Genomic DNA, 19,631 nt, shown 5'->3' with positions numbered 1-19,631 from the left:
TGGGGTGGTGGCCGACATCAGCCCTGCTCGCTCCTGTCGAGAACCGGCTGGAACTGTTCGGTGGCCTTCTTCAGCTCCGCGGCTGGATCGGCGCCGGCAATCATGTTGGTCAACGCCACACCATAAATGTCGCGGAATTCCGTGACCGGGATGATGACCGGCAGTGCCAGCCGACTGATATTGCCCGAGCCGACCACGGCATCAAGCCAGCTTGCCGGCATGGTGACGCCTTCGCGCACCTTAGGATCCTCCAGCACGGATTTGCGGAACGGAACGCCGGCGCCGGCCTGCAACAGCCGTGCACCCATGGTTGGCGATACCGCCCACTGGCAGAACAGATAGGCAGCCTCCTTCTTCTCGCTGGCGGCGGTAACGCCAATCCCGTCGCCGAAGGTGCCCGAGGCATGCGCCTTGGGACCCTTGAGCATCACGCCGTAACCGACCTTGCCGACCACCCTCGATTTTTCCGGATTTTCCATCGGCGGGGCAAAACCCACGCCGTCGAGCCACATGCCGATCTTGCCCTGCAGGAAGGCCGACTGTGCTTCGGCCCAGTTGAACCCGGTAACGCCCGGAGGGGCGGACTTGGTCATCAGTCTTTGATAGAGCGCGGCAGCCTCGATCGCCTCGGGAGCCTCGGTGCGCAGCTTGCCCTTGTCATCTAGCGGCGTCATGTCGTAGCCGAGCATCAGCGACGTCCACACCGGCGTGTTTGCGTTCTTGAGCCCGCGGGCGACGAAGCCGTATGTATTGGTCGAGGGGTCGGTCAGCGCTTCGGCGGCTGCCACCAGTTGCTCGAAGGTCTCAGGGTATTTGAGGCCCTTGGCCTCGAACAGCTCCTTGTTCCAATACAGGATCCAGTAGTCCACCGAGAACGGTAGCGAGCGCAGCACGCCCTGGCCGTCCTTGGCAAACAGCATGCCGGCTTCGGCGAAGTCGCTTTCGACCAGCGCCGGGTCGGTGAGCGACGGATCGGCGAGATAGCCGGCGATGTCGGCCAGCCAGCCACCCTTCTCGAACTGGCGCTTCTGCACGTGGTAGCTCAGATGCACGACGTCGAAGCTCGGCTTGCCCGAGCTCAACTCGATCACCGTCTTCTGGCGCTGCTGCTGCTCGGGCGTTGCCTCGGCATTGACCTTGATGCCGGTCAGTTCCTCGAACTCGGCGAGATATTTCAGGATGGTGTCGCTGCGCGGGCTTTTCACCAGATTGACGTCAAGCGTCGTCCCGGCAAAGCGTTTCCAGTCAACGCCTGCGGCAAAGCCGGGGCGAAGCCCCACAAGGCCGGCAGCGGTTAGCGCCGCGGTTCCGGCAAGGAGTTGCCTCCTGGTTGGGTTGAACAGATTGGACGACATTTCTTCCTCCCGGTTGCTGTCGTTGTGGATGCGCCGCGAACCGCGGCGCGGCTATATTTCCTCAGATCTGGAGCGCCAGCCGGCGCGCATTGTCGATATGCAGACTGATCGCTTCAACCGCTTTTTGCGGATTGCGGCTCTCCATGGCTTCGATGACCGCCAAATGTTCGCGCATCACCGGCACCACACGACCGTCGATGCGGAAACGCTCCTGGTGGATCAGCCGGATTTTCACCGAGTTGACCAGATAGGCCTTGGCGATAATCTCGTTGCCGAGTGCATTGATGAAGGTGTCGTGCATCGCCCAGTCGATATTCTGGGCCTTGGCTTCCATTTCCGGCGTCGGTGCCTGCCCGAGAGCTTGGGCCAGCATCTCTTCATGTTCGCGCCGCATGCGGGCAAGTTCGGTATCAGAAGCGCTGGTCGTGAATAGCGCCACTGCCTCGCGTTCCATGAACAACCGAAACTGGAACGCCTCGCGGATCAGATTGATATCGATATGCGCGATCTGCATGCCGCGCTGCGGGATGGTGGTCAGCAGTCCCTCGGCCTCGAGACGCGGGACGATCTCGCGAATGGCACCCAGCGGCAGCCCGGTGAAAGCGACCAGTTCGCGCTGTGACACGAACTGACCCGGCCGCAGATCGCGGGCCAGCAAATGCCGCGTGAAGCTGGCATAGGCCTTCTCCCGGAGAGTGATCGGTTCGCTGCCGTCTTCCACTTCAGCTCGCTTCCTTGTCGGTCAACCCGGCCTTGTCGGTCAGGCCGCCTCTGTCGCAAACAGCCTGTCGTAGGCAGCGGCAAGCTGCCGCTGTCCCTGTGGATCGATCGCCTCTAGGGGCGGGCGGACCGCCAGCCAGCGCTCGTCGCCGGTCTTGCGCGCGACCATGACCTTCACCGCCGGCGTGACCGGGTATTTGAGCAATTCGAGCACGAAGTCTTCGACGCGTGGGTCGTCGCCTCCGTTTTCGACCATTGCCCGGATTTCGCCGGTAACAAAATTAGCCATGCCGGAAATCGCGCCCTGTCCGCCGCGGCGCACGCTTCTCGCCAGATGCCGTTCGTCGCCGATGAGGATCACCAGATCGCCGTGCGCCTCAAGCAGCGCCTCACTGTAGCTCCAATCCCCGCCGGAATCCTTCACCCCGGCCACCACAGCGGGAAAAGCGGCGCGCAGCCGGCCGATCAGCCCAAGCGGGAGCGGCACCATGGTGACTGAGGGGATGTTATAGAGCAGCACGTCGCGCGCCAGCGGACCGAGTGCGGCGAAGACGGCGGAAAACCATCCGAACAGCCCGTCCTCGCCGACATTCTTGAAGTAGCTCGGCGGAGCGAGCAGAATGTTGCGAACGCCGCGCTGCAAAGCGTGCCGGGCCTGATCGGCGGCATCTTCGGCTGCATCGACCAGCACTGCGGCGACGAGCTGATGTGGCGGAATACCGGCCGCCAGCATGGCCTCGGTGACGATCCGTCGCTCGTCGGTGCCGACCGAGGCTCCTTCGCCGGTGGTGCCGAACAGCGTCGCGCTGCTGCAGCCGGCACCAAGGCAGGCTCGGGCATGCGCGATCATCGGCGCGAGCGCTATCTGCCCCGACGGGTCGAAGCGTGTGGTCAGGGCAACCGAAAGACCAAAGCGGGAAGCCAATACGATCTCCGTTGAAATCAATGTGGATGTAGCGTTAGCACGCTAACATGTCAGGTGTAAACGGGTGATGTTGCCAACCCGGCATCGCCGAACGGCGCTGCCGCGGCAGCGCCATCGCCGATCATTTTCCTCCGCTCGAACATCACATATGCAGCTGTCCCCGAGCCTCTGCGGGATTGGCTGCACGAGGCAGCCTAAGCTCGATCAAGTGGCGACGAGGTGGCCGTCGCCAACATCTTCGAGCTTGAGTTTCCGGGGCTCGTCACCGATGCGCCGCACAGCGCTTGGAATTTCGCTGTCCAAACGGGCGAACCGGGCGCGGCGCCGGCCTGGATCGGGAACCGGAACGGCTTCGATCAGCCGCTTTGTGTAAGGATGGCGCGGGTTGGAGAAGATCTGGTCGCGGGTGCCCATCTCGACGATCTGCCCCAGATACATTACCGCCACGCGATCGGAGATGTTCTCGACCACCGCCATGTCGTGCGAGATGAAGAGATATGCGACGTCGAATTCGCGCTGCAGCTCCTTCAGCAATCTTAACACGCGCGCCTGCACCGACACGTCGAGAGCAGAGACGCTTTCGTCGGCAATGATCAGCTTTGGTCGCAGCGCCAGCGCCCGCGCAATGCAGATTCGCTGGCGCTGCCCGCCGGAGAATTCGTGGGGATAGCGCTCCATCTGGTCAGCCGAGAGGCCGACGCGTTCGAACAGGGCGGCGATCTGGGCATGCCGTTGCTCTCTGTCGCCGAGGCGGTGGATCAGCAGAGGCTCGGCGACGAGATCGCCGACCCGCATGCGCGGATCGAGGGACGCGAAGGGATCCTGAAAGATCATCTGCACATTGCGGCGGACAGCCTTGCGCTCCTTGCGGCTGAGCGCCGACAAGTCCTGGCCGCCGATTAAAATGCTGCCGGTGTAGGGCACCAGCCCGGCGATCGCCTTGGCCGTCGTCGACTTGCCGCAGCCCGATTCGCCGACCAGCGACAGGGTTTCGTGCGGCGCGATCGAGAAACTGACGCCTTCGACCGCGTGCACCCTGCGGTCAACGCGGCCGAAGAAGCCGCCGTGCAGGTCGAAGCGGACGTGAAGATCGCTGACAGATACAAGCTCGGCCGGCATGTTGGCGGCGTCTTGTCGGTCTTCGGCGGTCCGTCCGCCGCCGATGCGCGGCACGGCGGCCAGAAGCTCGCGTGTATAGTCGGCCTGCGGGCGATTGAAGATGTCAGCCGCCCTGCCCTGCTCGACCATCCGGCCGTCGCGCATGATGATGACGCGGTCCGCCATCTCGGCGACGACGCCCATGTCGTGCGTGATCAGGATAATACTGGTGCCGTGCTCGCGCTGCAGGTCGCGTAGCAGTTCCAGCACCTCGCCCTGAACCGTGACATCGAGGGCGGTCGTCGGCTCATCGGCGATCAGCACGTCCGGGTTCAGGGCCAGAGCCATGGCAATCATCACGCGCTGGCGCATGCCGCCTGAGAGTTCGTGAGGATAGTGCTCGAGCCGCCGTTCGGCATCCGGAATTCGGACTGCCTTCAGCGCCTCGAGCGCCCTCAGCCGCGAGTTGGAGCGCGACATCGAGGTGTGTGCCTCGATCGCCTCCGTGAGCTGACAGCCGATGGACAGCACCGGATTGAGCGATGTCATCGGTTCCTGAAAGATCATGGCAATACGGTCGCCGCGGATGCGGCGCATGCCGCTCTCGCTGAGAGCGGCGAGATCCTGATCGCCGAGCCGGATGGAGCCTGATCCGATGCGTGCCGCCGGCTGCGGCAGCAAGCCCATGATGGCCAGCGCCGTCATCGACTTGCCGGAACCGGACTCGCCGGCGATGCAAAGCGTTTCGCCGCGCATCAGTCCGAATGTCAGGTCGGAGACGACCTCGCGCTCGCCCTCCTCGCCGCGCACGGCGACGCTCAGGCCTGAGACGCTGAGTACCGGCCTGACAGAGCCACTCTCCGCGGCGGCCTGCCCGGATCGTTTGATGTCCTCCACCTTCATTCAAAGACGCAGCGGGGGAAGTAGAACGAAACCACCCAGTTGGGCATGTCGACGATCTCGCTGATGCGCAGGTCACCGCAAACCGAGACGAGCATATAGGCATCTACCGGATCCATGCCGTAGCGGCCGGAGAGCAGGTCGATCATCTGGGAAACGGCGCTCCTGGCGCCGTCCATCAGATCCGGCCCGATACCGGTTGTCACCTCGTAGCCCTTGGTGTCGAGATGCCGCGACACCGGACCGGGCGTTGTGAAACGCGGCGTCCGCAGCCGGGCATCCTTGACCAGATCGAGCGTCAGCACGGCGTTCATGGGGCTCTCGATCGCCGTGCCGCAGACCTCGCCATCGCCTTGCGCGGCGTGCGTGTCGCCGACCGAGAACAACGCGCCCGCGACCTCTACGGGCAGGTAGAGCACCGTGCCGGCGGCGAGATCGCGGATATCCAGGTTGCCGCCCACGCGCCGCGGCGGAACCACCGAATGCAGACCCGGCTCAGCCGGGGCATTGCCGATGGTGCCGGCGAAGGGCTTGAGCGGCACCCGGCCGCTCTTGCCGAACAGCGCCGGTTCGAGCGAGGCGGCGTCGTACTTCCAGATATTCAGTGCCGGTTGGGAGAAGTCATTCGCCAGCAGACCGAATCCCGGGATGTTCGCCGTCCAACCGAAGCCTGATGGCTTGAACGCCTCGATGGTGATTTTCAGGGCATCGCCCGGTTCTGCCCCGTCGACATAGATTGGCCCAGTGACCGGGTTCACCTTGGCAAAGTCGAGCAAAGCAACGTCGTCGATGGTGCTCTCCATCGTCAGCTGCCCGCCGGACGAGTCCAAGCACTGGAACTCGATCGTCGCCCCTGGCGCCACCCGTTCGGCCGGGACAAAGGAATTGTCCCAGCCGAAATGATGGTGGCGCCCGTGGATGGTGTAGTCGCAGTTATTGCACATCGGTCACATACACATTGTCGTAGTTGATCGGGATGTGGACCGGGTCGACATAGAGGTTGTCGGCGCCACCCATGCGGGTTGATTTCATGGTGAAACGCTGCTCGTTGAAGACCGGTGCCCAGGGCGCGTCTTCCATGATCTTGCCGTAGATCTCGCTCCACATCTTGGCGCGTTCGCCAGCCCTGGCCGGGTCGACGATGGAGTCGGCTTCGGCCGCCTTGGCGTCGAGCGCCTTGTTGCAATACCACGACCAGTTCCAGCCGCCCGGGACGGCACCAGCACAGCCGAGGATCGGGCCGTAGAAGTTCGACGGATCGGGGAAGTCGGCGATCCAGGCCATGCCGCCGGACCAGATCATCGGCGCACCGGCCTTGTCGCCGCCGGCGGCGATGACGTTGGCCTGCGCGAGCGACTGGATGCTGGCCTTGATGCCGACCGCCGCCAGATCCTGCTGAATGGCCTGCGCGATGCGCGGGTTGGGATCGGTGTTCATGGCAAACAGCTGCGTGTCAAATCCGTCGGGATGCCCGGCCTCGGCAAGCAAGGCCTTAGCCTTGGCCACGTCATAGGGATAGCCCTTGAATTCCTTGTCATAGCCAGGCATCGACGGCGGCAACGGCTGATTGGCCGGCACCGCACGGTTGTTGATCAGCTGGACGATGCGGTCCTTGTTGATCGCCATGTTGACCGCCTGCCGCACCTTCACGTTGTCGAAGGGCGCCATGGTGGTATTCATGGTGATATAGCCGGTGTGTAACTGGCCGCCCTCGACAACACGGGCCTTCTGCTCGGGATCGGCCATCACCTCCTGGAATTTCGCCGGCGGAATGCCGTCGCCGGGGACGTCGATCTCGCCTTTCTGGAGCCGCAGCAGCGCCACGATCGGCTCCTGGCCGATCTCAAAGGTGATCTTGTCGAGATGCGGCAGACCCTTGTGCCAGTAATCCGGGTTGCGCTCGAAGACCACGCGCTGGCCGAGCGTCCATTCGGCGAGCTTGAAGGCGCCCGTTCCGACCGGATGTTTGCCGAAGTCTGCGCCGTATTTTTCGACTTCTTCCTTCGGCACCACATGCGAGAAGTTGATCGCCATGACATGCAGGAAGGTGGCGTCGGGCCGGGTCAGCTCGAACTTGATCGTGTAGGGATCGACGACGGTTATGCCCGCCAGGCTTTCCGCCTTGCCGGCAGCGACGTTGTCATAGCCTTTGATCGAGCCGAAGAAGCCGGCACCCGGGCTCTGTGTCTTTGGATTGGTGACCCGGTCGAGCGAATATTTCACGTCGTCGGCGGTCATCTCGCGGCCATTGTGGAACTTCACTCCGTGGCGCAGCTTGAAGGTGAAGGTCTTGCCGTCGGGCGCAATCTCGTAGCTCTCGGCAAGGTCGGGCCGCAGGTTGGTGGTGCCCGGCTCGTAGTCCATCAGCCCGTCGAACAGGCTCTTGATCATCGACCAGTTCTGCCAGTCATAGCCGATGGCCGGATCGAGCGTGGCGACGTCGTCCTTGTAGGTGATGGTGATCGCGCCGCCCTGCTTGGCATTCGGATCGACGGCGTCTTCGGCACGTACGCTTGTCATGCCAAGCACCAGCGCAAGCGCCGATGCCGCCACGGTCGATATTAGATATTTTCTCATGTCATGTTCCCTTTCTCTGGTTTTCTTGGTTTTCATCTGAGCTTGATGCGTGGATCGATGAACGGTGCGACAGTGTCGGCCAGGAGATTGCCGAGCACGATGGCAAAGGCCGAAACCAGGGTGACCCCCATGATGATCGGAATGTCGATGCGCTGAATGGCCTGCCAGGCTAGCTGGCCGATGCCTGGCCAGCCGAACACGCTTTCGACAACCACGATGCCGCCCATGAAGATGCCGATATCGATGCCGATCATGGCGATGACCGGCAGGATGGCGTTGGGCAGCGCGTGCCGGAGGATAATGGCGCTGCGTGCAAGACCCTTGGCACGCGCGGTACGCACGTAGTCCTGGCGCAGCACGTCGATCATCGACGAGCGCATCATGCGGGCGTACCAGCCGGCGCCGAGAATTCCCATGGTCAGCGACGGTAGCACCAGATGACGCCAGGTGCCGTAACCGCCGATCGGGAACCAGCCGAGCCGCACCGCGAACACATAAAGCAGCAGCAGGCCGACGACGAATTGCGGCGCCGAGACGCCAACGAAGGAGGCGACCATCAGCGACTGGTCGGTGGCGGTGCCACGCTTGACGGCGGCGATGAGGCCCATCGTCAGCCCGATCACGACTTCGCAGGCAATGGCGCCGACCATCAGCAGCAGGCTTGCCGGCAGCCGCGAGACGATAAGCTCCGTGACCTCCGAGCGCTGAACGTAGGAGCGCCCCAGATCGCCGCTGAGAAGGCTGGTCAGATAGTGCCAATACTGGACGACGAAGGGCTGGTCGAGGCCGAGCTGCCGGCGGATGTTTTCGACCGTCTCGGGTGTGGCGCTGCGGCCGGCGATCTGGCGGACGGGATCGGCGGGCAGCAGGTAGAGCAGCGCAAAGGTGATCAGAGAGACGCCGAGCAAGATGAGCACCGACTGGACAACGCGGCGGCCGAGATAGGCGATCATGCCCGCCCCCTTTGCGTCGGATCGAGGATGTCGCGCAGTGCGTCACCGATCAGGTTGAAGGCCAGCGCCAGTGCCAGGATCGCCGCACCGGGAAAGAAGACCAGCCAGGGCGCGGCCTGGAAATAGGTCTGGTTCTCGAAGATGATGTTGCCCCATGACGCGGTCGGCGGTTGCACGCCGATGCCGAGATAGCTGAGCGTCGCTTCGAGCAGCACCGTGGTCGAAATACCGAGCGTGCCCCAGACGATGATCGTCGGCAAAAGATGTGGCAGGATATGGCGGAACAGGATGCGTGGGGCGCTTGCGCCGATGGTGCGCTCGGCATCGATGAACTCGCGTTCGGAGAGCGAACTTGTCTCGGTGTAGATGACGCGGGCGGTCTGCACCCAGTTCACCAATGCGATCACCATGGCGACGATCCACAGGCTCGGCTGGAGCACCGCCGCCAGGCAGATGGCGAGCAGCAGCGCCGGGAAAGCCATCATCAAATCGGTGAAGCGCATAAGCGCGCTGCCGATCCAGCCGCGGAAATAGCCGGCGGTGATGCCGACCAGCGTGCCGATCAGAAGCGCCACGCCATTGGCGACGATGCCGATGATCAGCGACGTGCGCGCGCCGAATAGGAGACGGGTCAGCAGGTCGCGGCCAAGCAGGTCGGTGCCTAGCCAGAATTGGCCCCCCGGCGGCAGTGGCGCGCCTTCAAGCGTGAGCCCGTCGAACATCTGCTCGTTCGGATCGTAGCCTGTCAGCCACGGTGCAAGAATGGCGCCGGCCAAGACAACGGCAATAATCCCGAGGCCGAGCAAAGCGAGAGGCCGTTTTAGCAGACGTCGCCAGACGCCGGCGCGAGGCTTGGCTGGCATACGCCCGGCGGCCGAAAGCTCAGGCGCGATCGGATTGGTCATCGTCGCCTTCTTCTTGTGTCATCGCCACGATCCTGCGCGCGGCTTCCTCGACACTGATTTGCCAGCTCATCGCCAGCGAGCGGAGCTGCGCATAGGCACGGCCGTCCTCGGCGCCCTTCGACAAGACCTCTACCGCGCGTACGATGGTCTGGCGCTCCGCGACCCGCTGACGAAGCGAGGCAATCTCGCTGGCCAGAAGCTTGCGCGCCTCGAAACTCTGCCTTGCGATCAAAAGTGCGCTGTAAACGCCGGCATTGCCGACCGGTTTCAGCAACTGCGCATCGGCCTTGTGCGACAATGCCCATTCGACGCGCCCCGGCGCCTCGGAGCCGATCAGTGCTATCAGCGGCATCGGCGCCTCGCCCGGCTTCCACGGAAATTGCTCGTCAAAGCCGAGATCGACGTCGAAGAAGACGAAGTCCGCCGCCAAGGCTTCGGCCGGCAGTTCCGGCCAGAAGCCAATCGCCTCAAGGCCGATGGCCGACAATTGCCTTGTGATCGCCTGCACGGTCGGATGTGGACGATGCAGGACAAAAGCCCTGGCTCCTCCAAGATTCGGGATACGCGCCATCTTGCTCACGACACCACCCGCAGGCGTGGCCGCCCGAACGTCTCCGTCCGGTCATAGCGGGAAAGGTAGGGATCCGGTGCCACGCCCTTCGTCAGCGTGACCGTTTTGAACGATGTTCCATCGATACGTCCGATTAGCACCGGCAAGGTAGCATGCTGGGTTTGCGGGTCGATGGCGATGTCGCCCAGTGGCGTTCGAAATGATGTTTCGGAAAAGACCTTGGGAAGGTCCGTCCATTGTGCACCGGGGTTAAGGGTGAGGATCTCGGCGAGCATGCGCACCGAGGCATAAGCCGCCGCCTCGAAGGATGAGGCCGGCATGACGGGAGGCACTGGAACCGCACCGCGATCCGCCCCCGAGATGTCGTGAAAATAGGGCCCAACGGAAAGGTGGCCATCGCCTGCCCCGTTGAGCGCCGGCAATTCGCATTCCGTGAGATTGCAGGACAGGATCGGGCAACGCTCCGGCCTGAAATGCGGGTCGCGCCGGCCAAGCTCCGCATAGGCAGCGATGAAGGCATAAGAAGAAGGGCCGATGAGATTGTTCAGAATGAAATCAGGTCTCGTCGCCTGTATCTCCGCGATCAGCCGCGCAACATCGACCTCGCCGAGCGGCAGATAGCGTTCGCCCAGCACCTTGCCGCCAGCGTCCGCAATCAGGTCGCGCGCCACGCGGTTGGTCTCCCAGCCCCAGATGTAGTTGGAACCGAGCAGGAAGCCGTCGGCGCCGAAACGAGGCACGACATAGGCAAGCAGCGGTACGAGATGCTGATTGGGGCAGGCGTGTGTGTAGACGACATGCTCGTTGGCTTCGAAGCCCTCGTACGGGCAGACGTACCACAGCGTGCCGCCTGCCCTTTCCAGGATTGGAATGACCTCCTTGCGGCTCCACGAGGTGACGCAGCCAATGATGTGACGCGCGCCGCTGTTGGCGAGAATGTCCGCGCAGCCGCTTGCATAGCGATCGATGTTGCCCTGCGGGTCGCGCTCGATCGGGATGAATTCGAATGGGGTAGCGAGATCGGCGTTGACGTCGGCGATGGCGTTCATCGCACCCGCACGGCAGGATTCGGACACCAGCCGGTAGTTGCCGGACCGCGAATAGAGAATGCCGATCTCGATATGCCGTTTCAAGCAATGCCTCAAAAATGACAATGCCCCGCAGCCACCGCCGCAGGGCGAGGCATACGAGGCATTCTTGCCGCCCGGCGGTCGGAGCCGGTATTTGTCCTCACCGTATTACGCCCGCGCTCCCAGTCAAGAGCCGCCACGCGAAACTTTGGTTCGGCGCGCAGCACGCAACTCATGCCGCTGGTCGTGTAGAGTCCGCCAGGAACCAAAATTGCTGATGTCCAGGTATGGGGCCGGACAAAACCCGGTTCGCTACCATTCAAAGCAACGACTTTAATATCGGTTTACCTGAATCTGCTAGCAGCAATGACGCCGGTTTTCGTCGGTCAAGCAAAGGGTTCCACCTTGCCGCAGCAATTCAGCACTCCGTTCGGTCACCGGGGCGATGCCAACTGGCCGAGGTTGCACGGCTTCATGGGCGTCGAGTTGGAACGCGCGCCCGATGTTCTCGTGCCTCGCGTCGCCTTGGCCCGGAAGCTCGGTGGATGGGACTTTGGTGGCGGGAGCCGGGCTTGAGCGTCATTCGCGCCTTGCAAGGCGCCGACCTCCCGGCAGTTGCGAACATGTTTCAGCGCGTGCTGTTGAAGGAGAGGACCGAAGCGCCGGCCTCTCTCGTGGAATACATGCAACGGTTTTATCTGGATGCGCCCGGTTGCGCAGACAACCTCCGGTCGCTTGTCCATGTCAACGACGCCGGTCGCGTCTCCGGATTTGTCGGCGTCCACGTCCTGCCGATGACGTTCAACGGCCGGCAACTACGCGCGGCCATCTGTAGCTCGCTCATGGTCGAGGACCATGAGCACGATCCGCTGGCCGGCGCCCGCTTGCTGAAAGCTTACCTGGATGGTCCGCAGGACATCTCCTTCAGCGAGACGGCCAACGATATTTCCGTGAAATTGTGGACCCGGCTGCGCGGCGTGGTCCTGCCGCAATACAGCCTTGACTGGGTCCGTGTGATGCGCCCCGCGGCCTTCATGCTCAGCCTTTCCGCCAATCGCATGGCGCTTGCGCGAATGCTCAATCCGCTGGCGCGTGCAGTCGACCGATTTTACTGCAGAAGGATGACGTCCAGCGAACGACGTTGGTCGGGTGTGGCGGTGGACGGGGCAGGCCACGGAGCATTTCGTACATCCGAAATCGACAGCCATGCATTTGCCAGGCTCATCGAACCGTTTACCGCTCAATTCGCCCTGCGGCCTGACTGGACGGAAGATCAACTCGACCACATCCTGACAGATGCGGCACAAAAGCCGGATCTGGGGGAGCTTGTCTACGTTTGTGTGACGTCGCCAGTCGGCACCAACGTCGGCGCTTTCGCCTACTACGCACGGAAGTATGAAATTGGTCGCGTGCTGCAGATCTTCGCCCTCCCCGGCCAGGCGGGCCCGGTGATTGACTGCCTGATCGATCACGCCGCCGCGCGCGGCGTCAGCGGCCTGCGCGGACGTATTCAACCTGCACTTCTGGAGGCGATGCTTGGACGACGCATTGCTTTCCTGACCGTTGCCTCAACGGTGGTACATTCACGCGATCCAGAGCTTTTGGACGCGATGAAGAACTCGCAAGTCTTCCTGAACGGCCTTGCGGGCGAGCAGTGGAGCCGGCTTATCGGGAGCCGCTTCAGCTAGAGCGGGATGCGTTCAAGTTGAAGCGGGCATCCCGCTCTAACTATTTATTTTAGGCGCGTTTCCACTTGGCTGCAGAATGCTTGGGTCAAAACCCAATCACTCTGAACGACCGAGTTCGACCCTTTGCCGTCATCCAGTTGGGAGCGTCGCATGACGCTCCGTGACCCAATCACGACGCTCACTCCGGTCAGTGGTAACGTCCGGATTTGGCGCGCGATTCCGACCTCAGCGAACGAAGTTATGACACGCCATTCCAGTGTATGCTTGCTTCGCCAAATTGGGTGTGCGCTGCAATAGCAGCCCGAGACAGTCGCGCTTGCCGAAGGGGCTGTCGGCTTTGACGGGATTGGCGTAAGCTACAGTTAAGGGGGTGCACACATGCACCGCATCATCGCCATACTGATCTTGGTTCTCGCGGCCGTGTTCAGCTCCGCACGGGCGGAGGTGCTGATCGGTGTCTCGGCTGCGATGACGGGACGGCTCGCCTGGATCGGCGAGCAGGGACAGCGCGGCGCGGAGATGGCAGTGGCCGACGTCAACACGGCGGGCGGCGTGCTCGGCCAGAAGGTGAGGCTCATCTCGGTCGACGACTTCTGCGATCCCGAGCAAGCTGTGGCGGCCGCCAAAAAGCTGGTGGCTGACGGGGTCGTGCTCGTCGTCGGGCATTATTGCTCCGGGGCCTCGATCCCCGCATCAAAAGTGTACGAGGAGGCGGGCGTCGTTGAGATATCCCCAGGCTCGACCAATCCGCAGCTGACCGAACAGGGCCGTGCCAATGTCTTTCGCACCATTGGCCGCGACGACGCGCAAGGTTTCATCGCTGGCAACTACCTTGCCGATCGCTGGGGCAACAAGAAGATTGCGATCCTCCACGACAACTCGACCTATGGGAAGGGTCTCGCCGACGAGACCAGGAAGCAGCTGCACAAGCGGGGCGTGACTGAGGCCGTTTACGACGCATACATTCCCGGGAAGGACGACTATTCGGCCGAGGTCGCTACGTTGCAGACCGCCGGCGTCTCCGCCTTATATGTGGGTGGGTATCATGCCGAGGTTGCGCCGATTGCTCGCGCTGCACACGACAGTGGCTACACGGTTCAGCTCATATCCGGAGATGCTTTGGCGACCGAGGAATTTGCCCTGATCGCCGGCCCCGCGGCGGAGGGGACCCTCTTCACGTTCCCGGCGGACGCGAGGCGAAGCCCCGAAGCGGCCGCGGTCGTTGAGCAGTTCCGTGCGGAGAATTTCGAACCCGCGGGCTACACGCTGTTGAGCTACTGCGCGGTCCAGGTTTGGGCCCAGGCGGTCTCGAAGGCAGGTTCGCTGGAGCCGAAGGCCGTCATTGCGGCACTGCACGAACAGGAATTCGACACCGTGATCGGCCGGGTCGATTTCGACGACAAGGGCGACCTCACCAAGCAGAGCTGGGTTTGGTACGTCTGGCGCGGCGGAGAGTACGTGCCGGTTGAATAGGGTTCGCTGATCGCCGGCGTGCCGGCTGAGATGTCTAGTCTGATGCAGACCAGTGTGGCCGGACTGTTCCGACTCGCCGAGATGCTTGAACGCCTCGGCATACGCGGCCGGCTGTTGCTCGCCTTTTTCGGGATCAGCGCCCTTGCGGTGCTGGCAACGGCTGCGGCGCTTTATGCCTTCCTCCAGGTTGGCGACGTCGTGGACCGAATTACCACGGATCGAGTGCCGTCGGCGCTCGCCTCCCTCCAGCTGTCGCGCCAGGCCGAACGGGTCGCTGCTGCCGCGCCATCGGTGCTGGCAGCGACAAGCAGGGCTCAGCACAGCGAGGTCTCGGCTGCCGTCGCGCTCGAGATGTCCCGCCTCGAGGCCCTGCGCACGGACCTCCGGGATGCCACGTTGGGCACAGTGCCTTTGGCCGAGATTGAGGAAGCCGCGATTGTTCTGAGGCGCAACCTGAAGGAGCTCGACTCTCTTGTTGTCGCCCGGCTCGACGTGGTGGCCCGCAAGGAGGAGCTCCTGAACCGCCTCGCCGCGACGACAACCGGAAGCCAGCGCCTTGTCGCCACCGGCATCCTAGTGATGGATTCCAGGCTGCCGCAATGGCGGGCGGTCGCGGCCGACACGTCGCTGTCGCCCGATCGACGCGCAGCGGCGATGGCCGACCTGGTCCAGGCGATTGCGGCCTACATCCCCCAGCAGAAGGCGCAGCTGGAGATCTCGGCAGTCAACGACGCTCTGGTGAAGGTCGCGAACGCGGACGCCGGGCGACCTGGCGTTGATCCTTTTTCCGCTACGCCGTTCGCTCACTGCTCTTGAAAAGGTTTCCACGGAGATCGACGAAAAGCTGCGGACCCGCTTTCGGCAGCGTGTCGACGAGTTCAAGGGCTTGACCGACGGCGAGGACAGCATCCCCAAGGCGCGGGAGGACGAGTTTGCTGTCCTGGCACAGGGCGAAAGGCTTCTGGCCGAGAACAATCGACTGTCGCGCAATCTCACCGCTGGCGTCGATCGCCTGGTCGCCACGGCAGACCAGGAGATCGCTGCGTCCGGTCGCGAAGCCGCGCTCGTCCAGCGCTACGGCACCGCGGTTGTGCTCGGCTCCGCCTTCCTCAGCCTCCTGAGTTCGGTTCTGGTTGTCTGGCTCTATGTCGACCGCAGCCTCCTCGCCCGACTGGGTCGTGAGCCAGGGCATGCTCGCGATTGCGGGGGGCAACCTTCGTGCGCCGCTGCCAGCCGCGGGCAGCGACGAAATCGGGCGCATGGCCGAAGCGCTGAGACTTTTCCGGGATACTGCCGTCGAGGTCGAGGAAAAGAACCTGCGCGACGTTGCGGAAGCTCGTCAGCGGCTCATCGATGCCATCGAAAGCATCTCCGAAGGATTCGCTCTGTACGACGGGGAGGACCGGCTCGTCCTCAGCAACAGCCGCTACCGCGAATTGCTCTACACCGGTCTTGAGACCGAACTGACGCCCGGCACGACATTCGAGCAAATCATTCGCCGATCCGCTGAGCGCGGCTACATCAGGGACGCCGAGGGGCGGGTCGAGGAGTGGGTCGCCGAGCGCCTCTCGCGGCACCGCAACCCTGGCGAACCTTGGGTGCAGCGGCGAGGCGACGGGCGATGGGTCATGATCAGCGAGCGGCGGATCAGCGCCGGCGGCACGGTCGCCGTCTATTCGGACATCACTGAGCTGAAGCAAAGGGAGGAGAACCTCGCTGAGAAATCCGTGGTTCTGGAGGCGCTTTCCAGCAAGCTGGCGAAGTATCTGGCGCCCCAAGTGTATCGCTCGATATTCACCGGCCGCCAGGAGGTCAGGATCGCCAGCCAGCGGAAGAAACTGACAATATGCTTCTCCGATATCGCGGGCTTTACCGAGACCACTGACAAAATGGAATCCGAGGATCTCACCCAACTCCTCAATCACTATCTGACGGAAATGTCGAAAATTGCTTCGGATCACGGCGCTACGATCGACAAATATGTCGGCGACGCGATCCTGATGTTTTTCGGCGATCCCGAGACTCGCGGCGTCAAGGAGGACGCGCTGGCTTGCGCGCAGATGGCACTTGCAATGCAAAAGCGGATTAGCGAGCTTGCCGAAGTCTGGCGGGACATGGGGATCGAAACACCGCTGCGCTGTCGCATCGGCATCCATACCGACTACTGCACCGTCGGTAACTTCGGCAGCGAGGACCGGATGGACTACACGATAATCGGCGGCGCCGTGAATCTCGCCTCGCGCCTGGAGCAGGAGGCGCCGCCGGGGACAATCCTCATTTCCTACGAGACGTTTGCGCAAGTGAAGGACGCAATCGACTGTGAAGAACTGGGGCAAGTCCAGGTCAAGGGGATCGCCTATCCCGTCGCCACCTACCGCGTCATCGATCTGAAGGCCAATTTGGCGGCCGCTCGTCGTGCTGTTCGAACCGAGCTGCCGCACTTCAGGTTGGAACTTGAACCTGAGCTGATGTCCCCTGACGAGCGTGGCGATGCCGCCAATGCACTTCGAGACGCGCTGGATCGGCTTCGTCACAAGCCTGGGTAGTAGGGCTTGGTCCACAACGACCCCTCCCAATGGACACAAGGAGTGGGATGTGGGACGCCGCTCATTGGCGCTGTCGATGCGAAGGCCGCAGAACGGTCGCGGTCAGTCTTCGAACTCGGGCGGAACGTCCGCATCGGAGCCGAGACTTAACATTCACGGCATCACTGGCATGGGTCCGGATATGGCGCAACGTGCTCGTTCTCGCAGATGAGACGAACGGCAACTTCCCGCCCATCTCGGCCATGACGGCGGCCTGGGACGTGGCCGGTCTCGAAGCAGGTCAGGTACCGAGTTCTTCGACTTCCTCGACGAGTTGCGGACGCATGTGCAGATAACGCGTCGCCTTGCGTTTGGCGATGATATCGGCCCAGACGTGTTCCACTTGTGAGGCGGCCAACCCCGCCGCCTGCCCCACCACCTCAGCCGCCACGCCGTTGTTGAGACCGTAAAGGCAAAGATCCATACGGTCATAGGGAAGCGAGAAGTAGAACTCCTCCTGGGTCTGCGCCAGCGAGTAGGTATCGGTGGTCGGAGGCCGGTTGCGGATTTCTTCCGGAATACCGAGATGGGCCGCAAGCGCATAGACCTGTGTTTTATAGAGGTGGGCAATCGGCTTGACGTCCGCGGCGCCGTCACCGTTCTTCACGAAGAAACCCTGATCGTATTCCAGCCGGTTCGGGGTTCCAAGAACGGCGAAGTTCAGGCGATCCGCATGATAGTATTCAATCTGCTTGCGGGTGCGCTGCTTCATATTGGTAGCGGCGACGACGCCGAGATAGACAGGCAGCGGCATTCTCAGTTTCGTCTGCTTGCCCTCCGGGTCTTGCACCACCAGGGACGAGATATTGTAGCCCCCGCCCTCAAGGGCGTTCGCGATCACGATCTTCGAAGCCCAGCCTTCGCCGTATTCCGGGACCAATTCGCGGATGAAGGCGTCGCGACGCCTGTAGCAGCCCATTGCGCGCAGGATCGGCCCGATATCCTCCGTCACAGACTCGACACCGAAAGTTTCGGCGACGAGGCGGCCGAGCCGCAGACTTTCAGGATCGGAATCGCTTTCCGGCATGAACAGGCAAAGCACATTCTTGGGGCCGACGGCTCGTGCCGCCAACGCGACCGACACGCTCGAATCGATCCCGCCCGAAAGACCGAGCACAAGGCCCCGCTTGCGAAGCCCGCGCAACTGCTGGCGCAAGGCCGTTACGATACGGTCCGTTTCGGTGATCAGGTCGATTGCCAAAGCCTGCGCCAGAAAGGTCCGCGCATCCTCGGTCGGGCGAACATTCATTGCGCGGCCTCCATGGTTTCTGCCGCAAGCCGACGGCTGACCTTGCCGGTATCGGTCTTCGGCAGCTCGCGGCGGAACTCGACGACCTTGGGGACCATGAAGTCCTCAAGGTGGCGTGCACAGTGACGTATGATATCCTTTTCGGTAAGCGCCGGGTCGGACCGTACTATAACTGCGCCGATCGCATGCCCGAGCACGGGATCCGGCACACCGACAACCACCGCTTCCGCGATGCCCGGATGAGCGTGAAGCACGGCTTCCACTTCCTTGGGCGCCACCTTCTCTCCCCGCGACTTTATGATGTCGTCCTTGCGGCCGACGAAATAAAGAAAGCCTTCCTCATCGGCCCTGAACAGATCGCCGGTGTAGAGAACCTTCTCCCAAGGGTTCGGACCCCGGCGCAGGGCTCGTGCCGTCGCAGCTTCGTTTCGCCAATAACCCTGCATGACGTGCGGCCCGCGAATGACCAGCTCACCCGCTACGCCCGGCGGCACCCGTTGCCCCTCGTCGTCGACGACAAAGGCTTCGGTGTTCGGAATGGCTATTCCGACCGAGCCCGGCCGGCGCTCGAGCTCCTCGGGCGGCAGATAGGTGCAGCGCTTGCATTCCGTCAGGCCATACATCGAATAGAGCCTGACACCGGGGAAAAGGAACCGAAGGCGTTCTATGTGAGGCGGCGGCAAGGCAGCCGCCGTGTTGGAAATATAGCGAAGGCTGGGCAGGAAGCCCGGCGCCAGGTCCCTCATCTGCAGGATCATCGCTGCCATCGTGGGCACGAGCGGAAGCCCGGTGACGCCTTCCTGGCGGATGCGTTCAAAGACCGCCTGGGGAAAAGCGAAGGACTTCTCGAGCACGAGCGTGGCGCCGAGCCTGACGGCCATCAGCAATTGATAGAGGCCGTAGTCGAAAGCGAGGGGCAGAACATTCAAGATGATGTCGTCGGGCGAGTTGCGCAGGTAGTTGGTGATGGAGTCGGCCGCCGCGTCGCAATTGCGGTGCGTCATCATCACACCCTTGGGCCGGCCGGTCGAGCCCGAGGTGTAGATCAACATCGCAAGATCGACGTCAACGCCGCGATGGTCAATCTCCCTGACTTGGACCGTCAAGCACTCCGCCAGGGATGTGGCCCCTGCCGGGCATTGGCTATCGGCAGCAACGGTGGAAGCCACGAAGATGCCGGTCTTGCCGGAGGACGTCTCGCCGCAGGATCCGGACGCCTCGGCGACCACGGGCATCAGTCTTGCTTGCGTGAGGATCGCGGCGGCATCGCAATCGGCGATGATGTAGGCTAGCTTTTCGGCCTTGGTGGATGCGTTGATCGGACTGAAAGTCGCGCCTGCTTTAAGAACTGCGAAAATCGAAACCGCAGCCTCCCAGCAATTGTCCATGAAGATCAGCACCCGGTCGTCGCGCCTGACGCCATTCAAAAAAAGGGCGGCGGCCAAGCGGCTCGAGAGATCGTCCAGCTCTTTGTAGCACAGCCTTTTGTGCTCGGTGATCAATACCGTTTTGGCTGGATGGGCAGCGGCCTTCGCCGTCAGAAAATGTTCGATCCGCACGGA

General features: G+C 62.7%; 14 protein-coding genes and 1 pseudogene. 3 read left to right on the top strand and 12 right to left on the bottom strand.

Annotated elements, in window-relative coordinates; all coding sequences use genetic code 11:
* Positions 1-17 precede the first annotated feature (17 nt).
* From NKH04_RS06945 to NKH04_RS06900, 10 genes are all read right to left on the bottom strand, one after another.
* Positions 18-1,355 carry an extracellular solute-binding protein gene (locus NKH04_RS06945; RefSeq protein WP_353044129.1) on the bottom strand — a complete coding sequence of 446 codons (1,338 nt, stop codon included), beginning with the start codon at positions 1,353-1,355 and terminating at the stop codon, positions 18-20.
* 61 nt (positions 1,356-1,416) lie between these two features.
* Positions 1,417-2,076 carry a GntR family transcriptional regulator gene (locus tag NKH04_RS06940; protein ID WP_353044128.1) on the bottom strand — a complete coding sequence of 220 codons (660 nt, stop codon included), beginning with the start codon at positions 2,074-2,076 and terminating at the stop codon, positions 1,417-1,419.
* Positions 2,077-2,115: 39 nt separating this feature from the next.
* Positions 2,116-3,000, bottom strand: coding sequence for a dihydrodipicolinate synthase family protein (locus NKH04_RS06935; RefSeq protein WP_353044127.1), 885 nt, complete (start codon positions 2,998-3,000; stop codon positions 2,116-2,118).
* A 204-nt stretch (positions 3,001-3,204) separates the two neighbouring features.
* Entirely contained in the window at positions 3,205-5,001 is a 1,797-nt protein-coding gene (locus tag NKH04_RS06930) for an ABC transporter ATP-binding protein (protein ID WP_353044126.1), read from the bottom strand.
* The gene (locus NKH04_RS06925; RefSeq protein WP_353044125.1) at positions 4,998-5,942 is read right to left on the bottom strand and encodes an acetamidase/formamidase family protein; all 945 of its coding nucleotides are present in this window, start codon (positions 5,940-5,942) and stop codon (positions 4,998-5,000) included. Before NKH04_RS06925 ends, NKH04_RS06930 begins: the two co-directional genes overlap by 4 nt.
* Positions 5,932-7,575 carry an ABC transporter substrate-binding protein gene (locus NKH04_RS06920; protein ID WP_353044124.1) on the bottom strand — a complete coding sequence of 548 codons (1,644 nt, stop codon included), beginning with the start codon at positions 7,573-7,575 and terminating at the stop codon, positions 5,932-5,934. The genes NKH04_RS06925 and NKH04_RS06920 overlap by 11 nt, the downstream gene beginning before the upstream one ends.
* Positions 7,576-7,607: 32 nt before the next feature.
* Positions 7,608-8,528 carry an ABC transporter permease gene (locus tag NKH04_RS06915; protein WP_353044123.1) on the bottom strand — a complete coding sequence of 307 codons (921 nt, stop codon included), beginning with the start codon at positions 8,526-8,528 and terminating at the stop codon, positions 7,608-7,610.
* Entirely contained in the window at positions 8,525-9,391 is an 867-nt protein-coding gene (locus NKH04_RS06910) for an ABC transporter permease (RefSeq protein ID WP_353017517.1), read from the bottom strand. Before NKH04_RS06910 ends, NKH04_RS06915 begins: the two co-directional genes overlap by 4 nt.
* A gap of 19 nt (positions 9,392-9,410) precedes the next feature.
* Positions 9,411-10,013, bottom strand: coding sequence for an ANTAR domain-containing response regulator (locus NKH04_RS06905; RefSeq protein ID WP_352455770.1), 603 nt, complete (start codon positions 10,011-10,013; stop codon positions 9,411-9,413).
* A complete protein-coding gene (locus NKH04_RS06900; protein ID WP_353044122.1) occupies positions 10,010-11,137 on the bottom strand; it encodes a transporter substrate-binding protein in 1,128 nt (375 codons plus the stop codon). The genes NKH04_RS06905 and NKH04_RS06900 overlap by 4 nt, the downstream gene beginning before the upstream one ends.
* Before the next feature lie 509 nt (positions 11,138-11,646).
* Between NKH04_RS06900 and NKH04_RS06895 the strand changes: the two genes are divergently transcribed.
* The 3 genes and pseudogenes from NKH04_RS06895 (at position 11,647) to NKH04_RS06885 (ending at position 16,781) form a co-directional block, all read left to right on the top strand.
* Positions 11,647-12,762 (top strand): hypothetical protein, encoded by a 1,116-nt coding sequence (locus NKH04_RS06895; RefSeq protein WP_352470632.1) that lies wholly within the window; start codon positions 11,647-11,649, stop codon positions 12,760-12,762.
* 378 nt (positions 12,763-13,140) lie between these two features.
* On the top strand, positions 13,141-14,235 hold the full coding sequence (locus tag NKH04_RS06890) for a branched-chain amino acid ABC transporter substrate-binding protein (protein ID WP_353044121.1): 1,095 nt from the start codon (positions 13,141-13,143) through the stop codon (positions 14,233-14,235).
* Between the two features lie 81 nt (positions 14,236-14,316).
* Positions 14,317-16,781: pseudogene (locus NKH04_RS06885) on the top strand (adenylate/guanylate cyclase domain-containing protein).
* Positions 16,782-17,061: 280 nt separating this feature from the next.
* Here NKH04_RS06885 and nadE read toward each other — a convergent pair.
* Positions 17,062-18,069: an NAD(+) synthase gene (gene nadE, locus NKH04_RS06880; RefSeq protein WP_353044120.1), complete on the bottom strand. Its 1,008-nt coding sequence runs from the start codon at positions 18,067-18,069 to the stop codon at positions 17,062-17,064.
* Positions 18,066-19,628, bottom strand: coding sequence for a class I adenylate-forming enzyme family protein (locus NKH04_RS06875; protein ID WP_353044119.1), 1,563 nt, complete (start codon positions 19,626-19,628; stop codon positions 18,066-18,068). The genes nadE and NKH04_RS06875 overlap by 4 nt, the downstream gene beginning before the upstream one ends.
* Positions 19,629-19,631: the final 3 nt, after the last annotated feature.

The sequence above is a fragment of the Mesorhizobium sp. M1365 genome, from assembly GCF_040317865.1.
GTDB lineage: Bacteria > Pseudomonadota > Alphaproteobacteria > Rhizobiales > Rhizobiaceae > Mesorhizobium.
Note: the sequence above shows the minus strand (reverse complement) of the source record. Positions and strands in the feature narration are given on the sequence as shown.

Coding starts and splice junctions, on each gene's coding strand:
- NKH04_RS06945 (WP_353044129.1), bottom strand. CDS start 1,355: ATGTCGTCCAATCTGTTCAACCCAACCAGGAGGCAACTCCTTGCCGGA.
- NKH04_RS06930 (WP_353044126.1), bottom strand. CDS start 5,001: ATGAAGGTGGAGGACATCAAACGATCCGGGCAGGCCGCCGCGGAGAGT.
- NKH04_RS06925 (WP_353044125.1), bottom strand. CDS start 5,942: ATGTGCAATAACTGCGACTACACCATCCACGGGCGCCACCATCATTTC.
- NKH04_RS06920 (WP_353044124.1), bottom strand. CDS start 7,575: ATGAGAAAATATCTAATATCGACCGTGGCGGCATCGGCGCTTGCGCTG.
- NKH04_RS06915 (WP_353044123.1), bottom strand. CDS start 8,528: ATGATCGCCTATCTCGGCCGCCGCGTTGTCCAGTCGGTGCTCATCTTG.
- NKH04_RS06910 (WP_353017517.1), bottom strand. CDS start 9,391: ATGCCAGCCAAGCCTCGCGCCGGCGTCTGGCGACGTCTGCTAAAACGG.
- NKH04_RS06890 (WP_353044121.1), top strand. CDS start 13,141: ATGCACCGCATCATCGCCATACTGATCTTGGTTCTCGCGGCCGTGTTC.
- nadE (WP_353044120.1), bottom strand. CDS start 18,069: ATGAATGTTCGCCCGACCGAGGATGCGCGGACCTTTCTGGCGCAGGCT.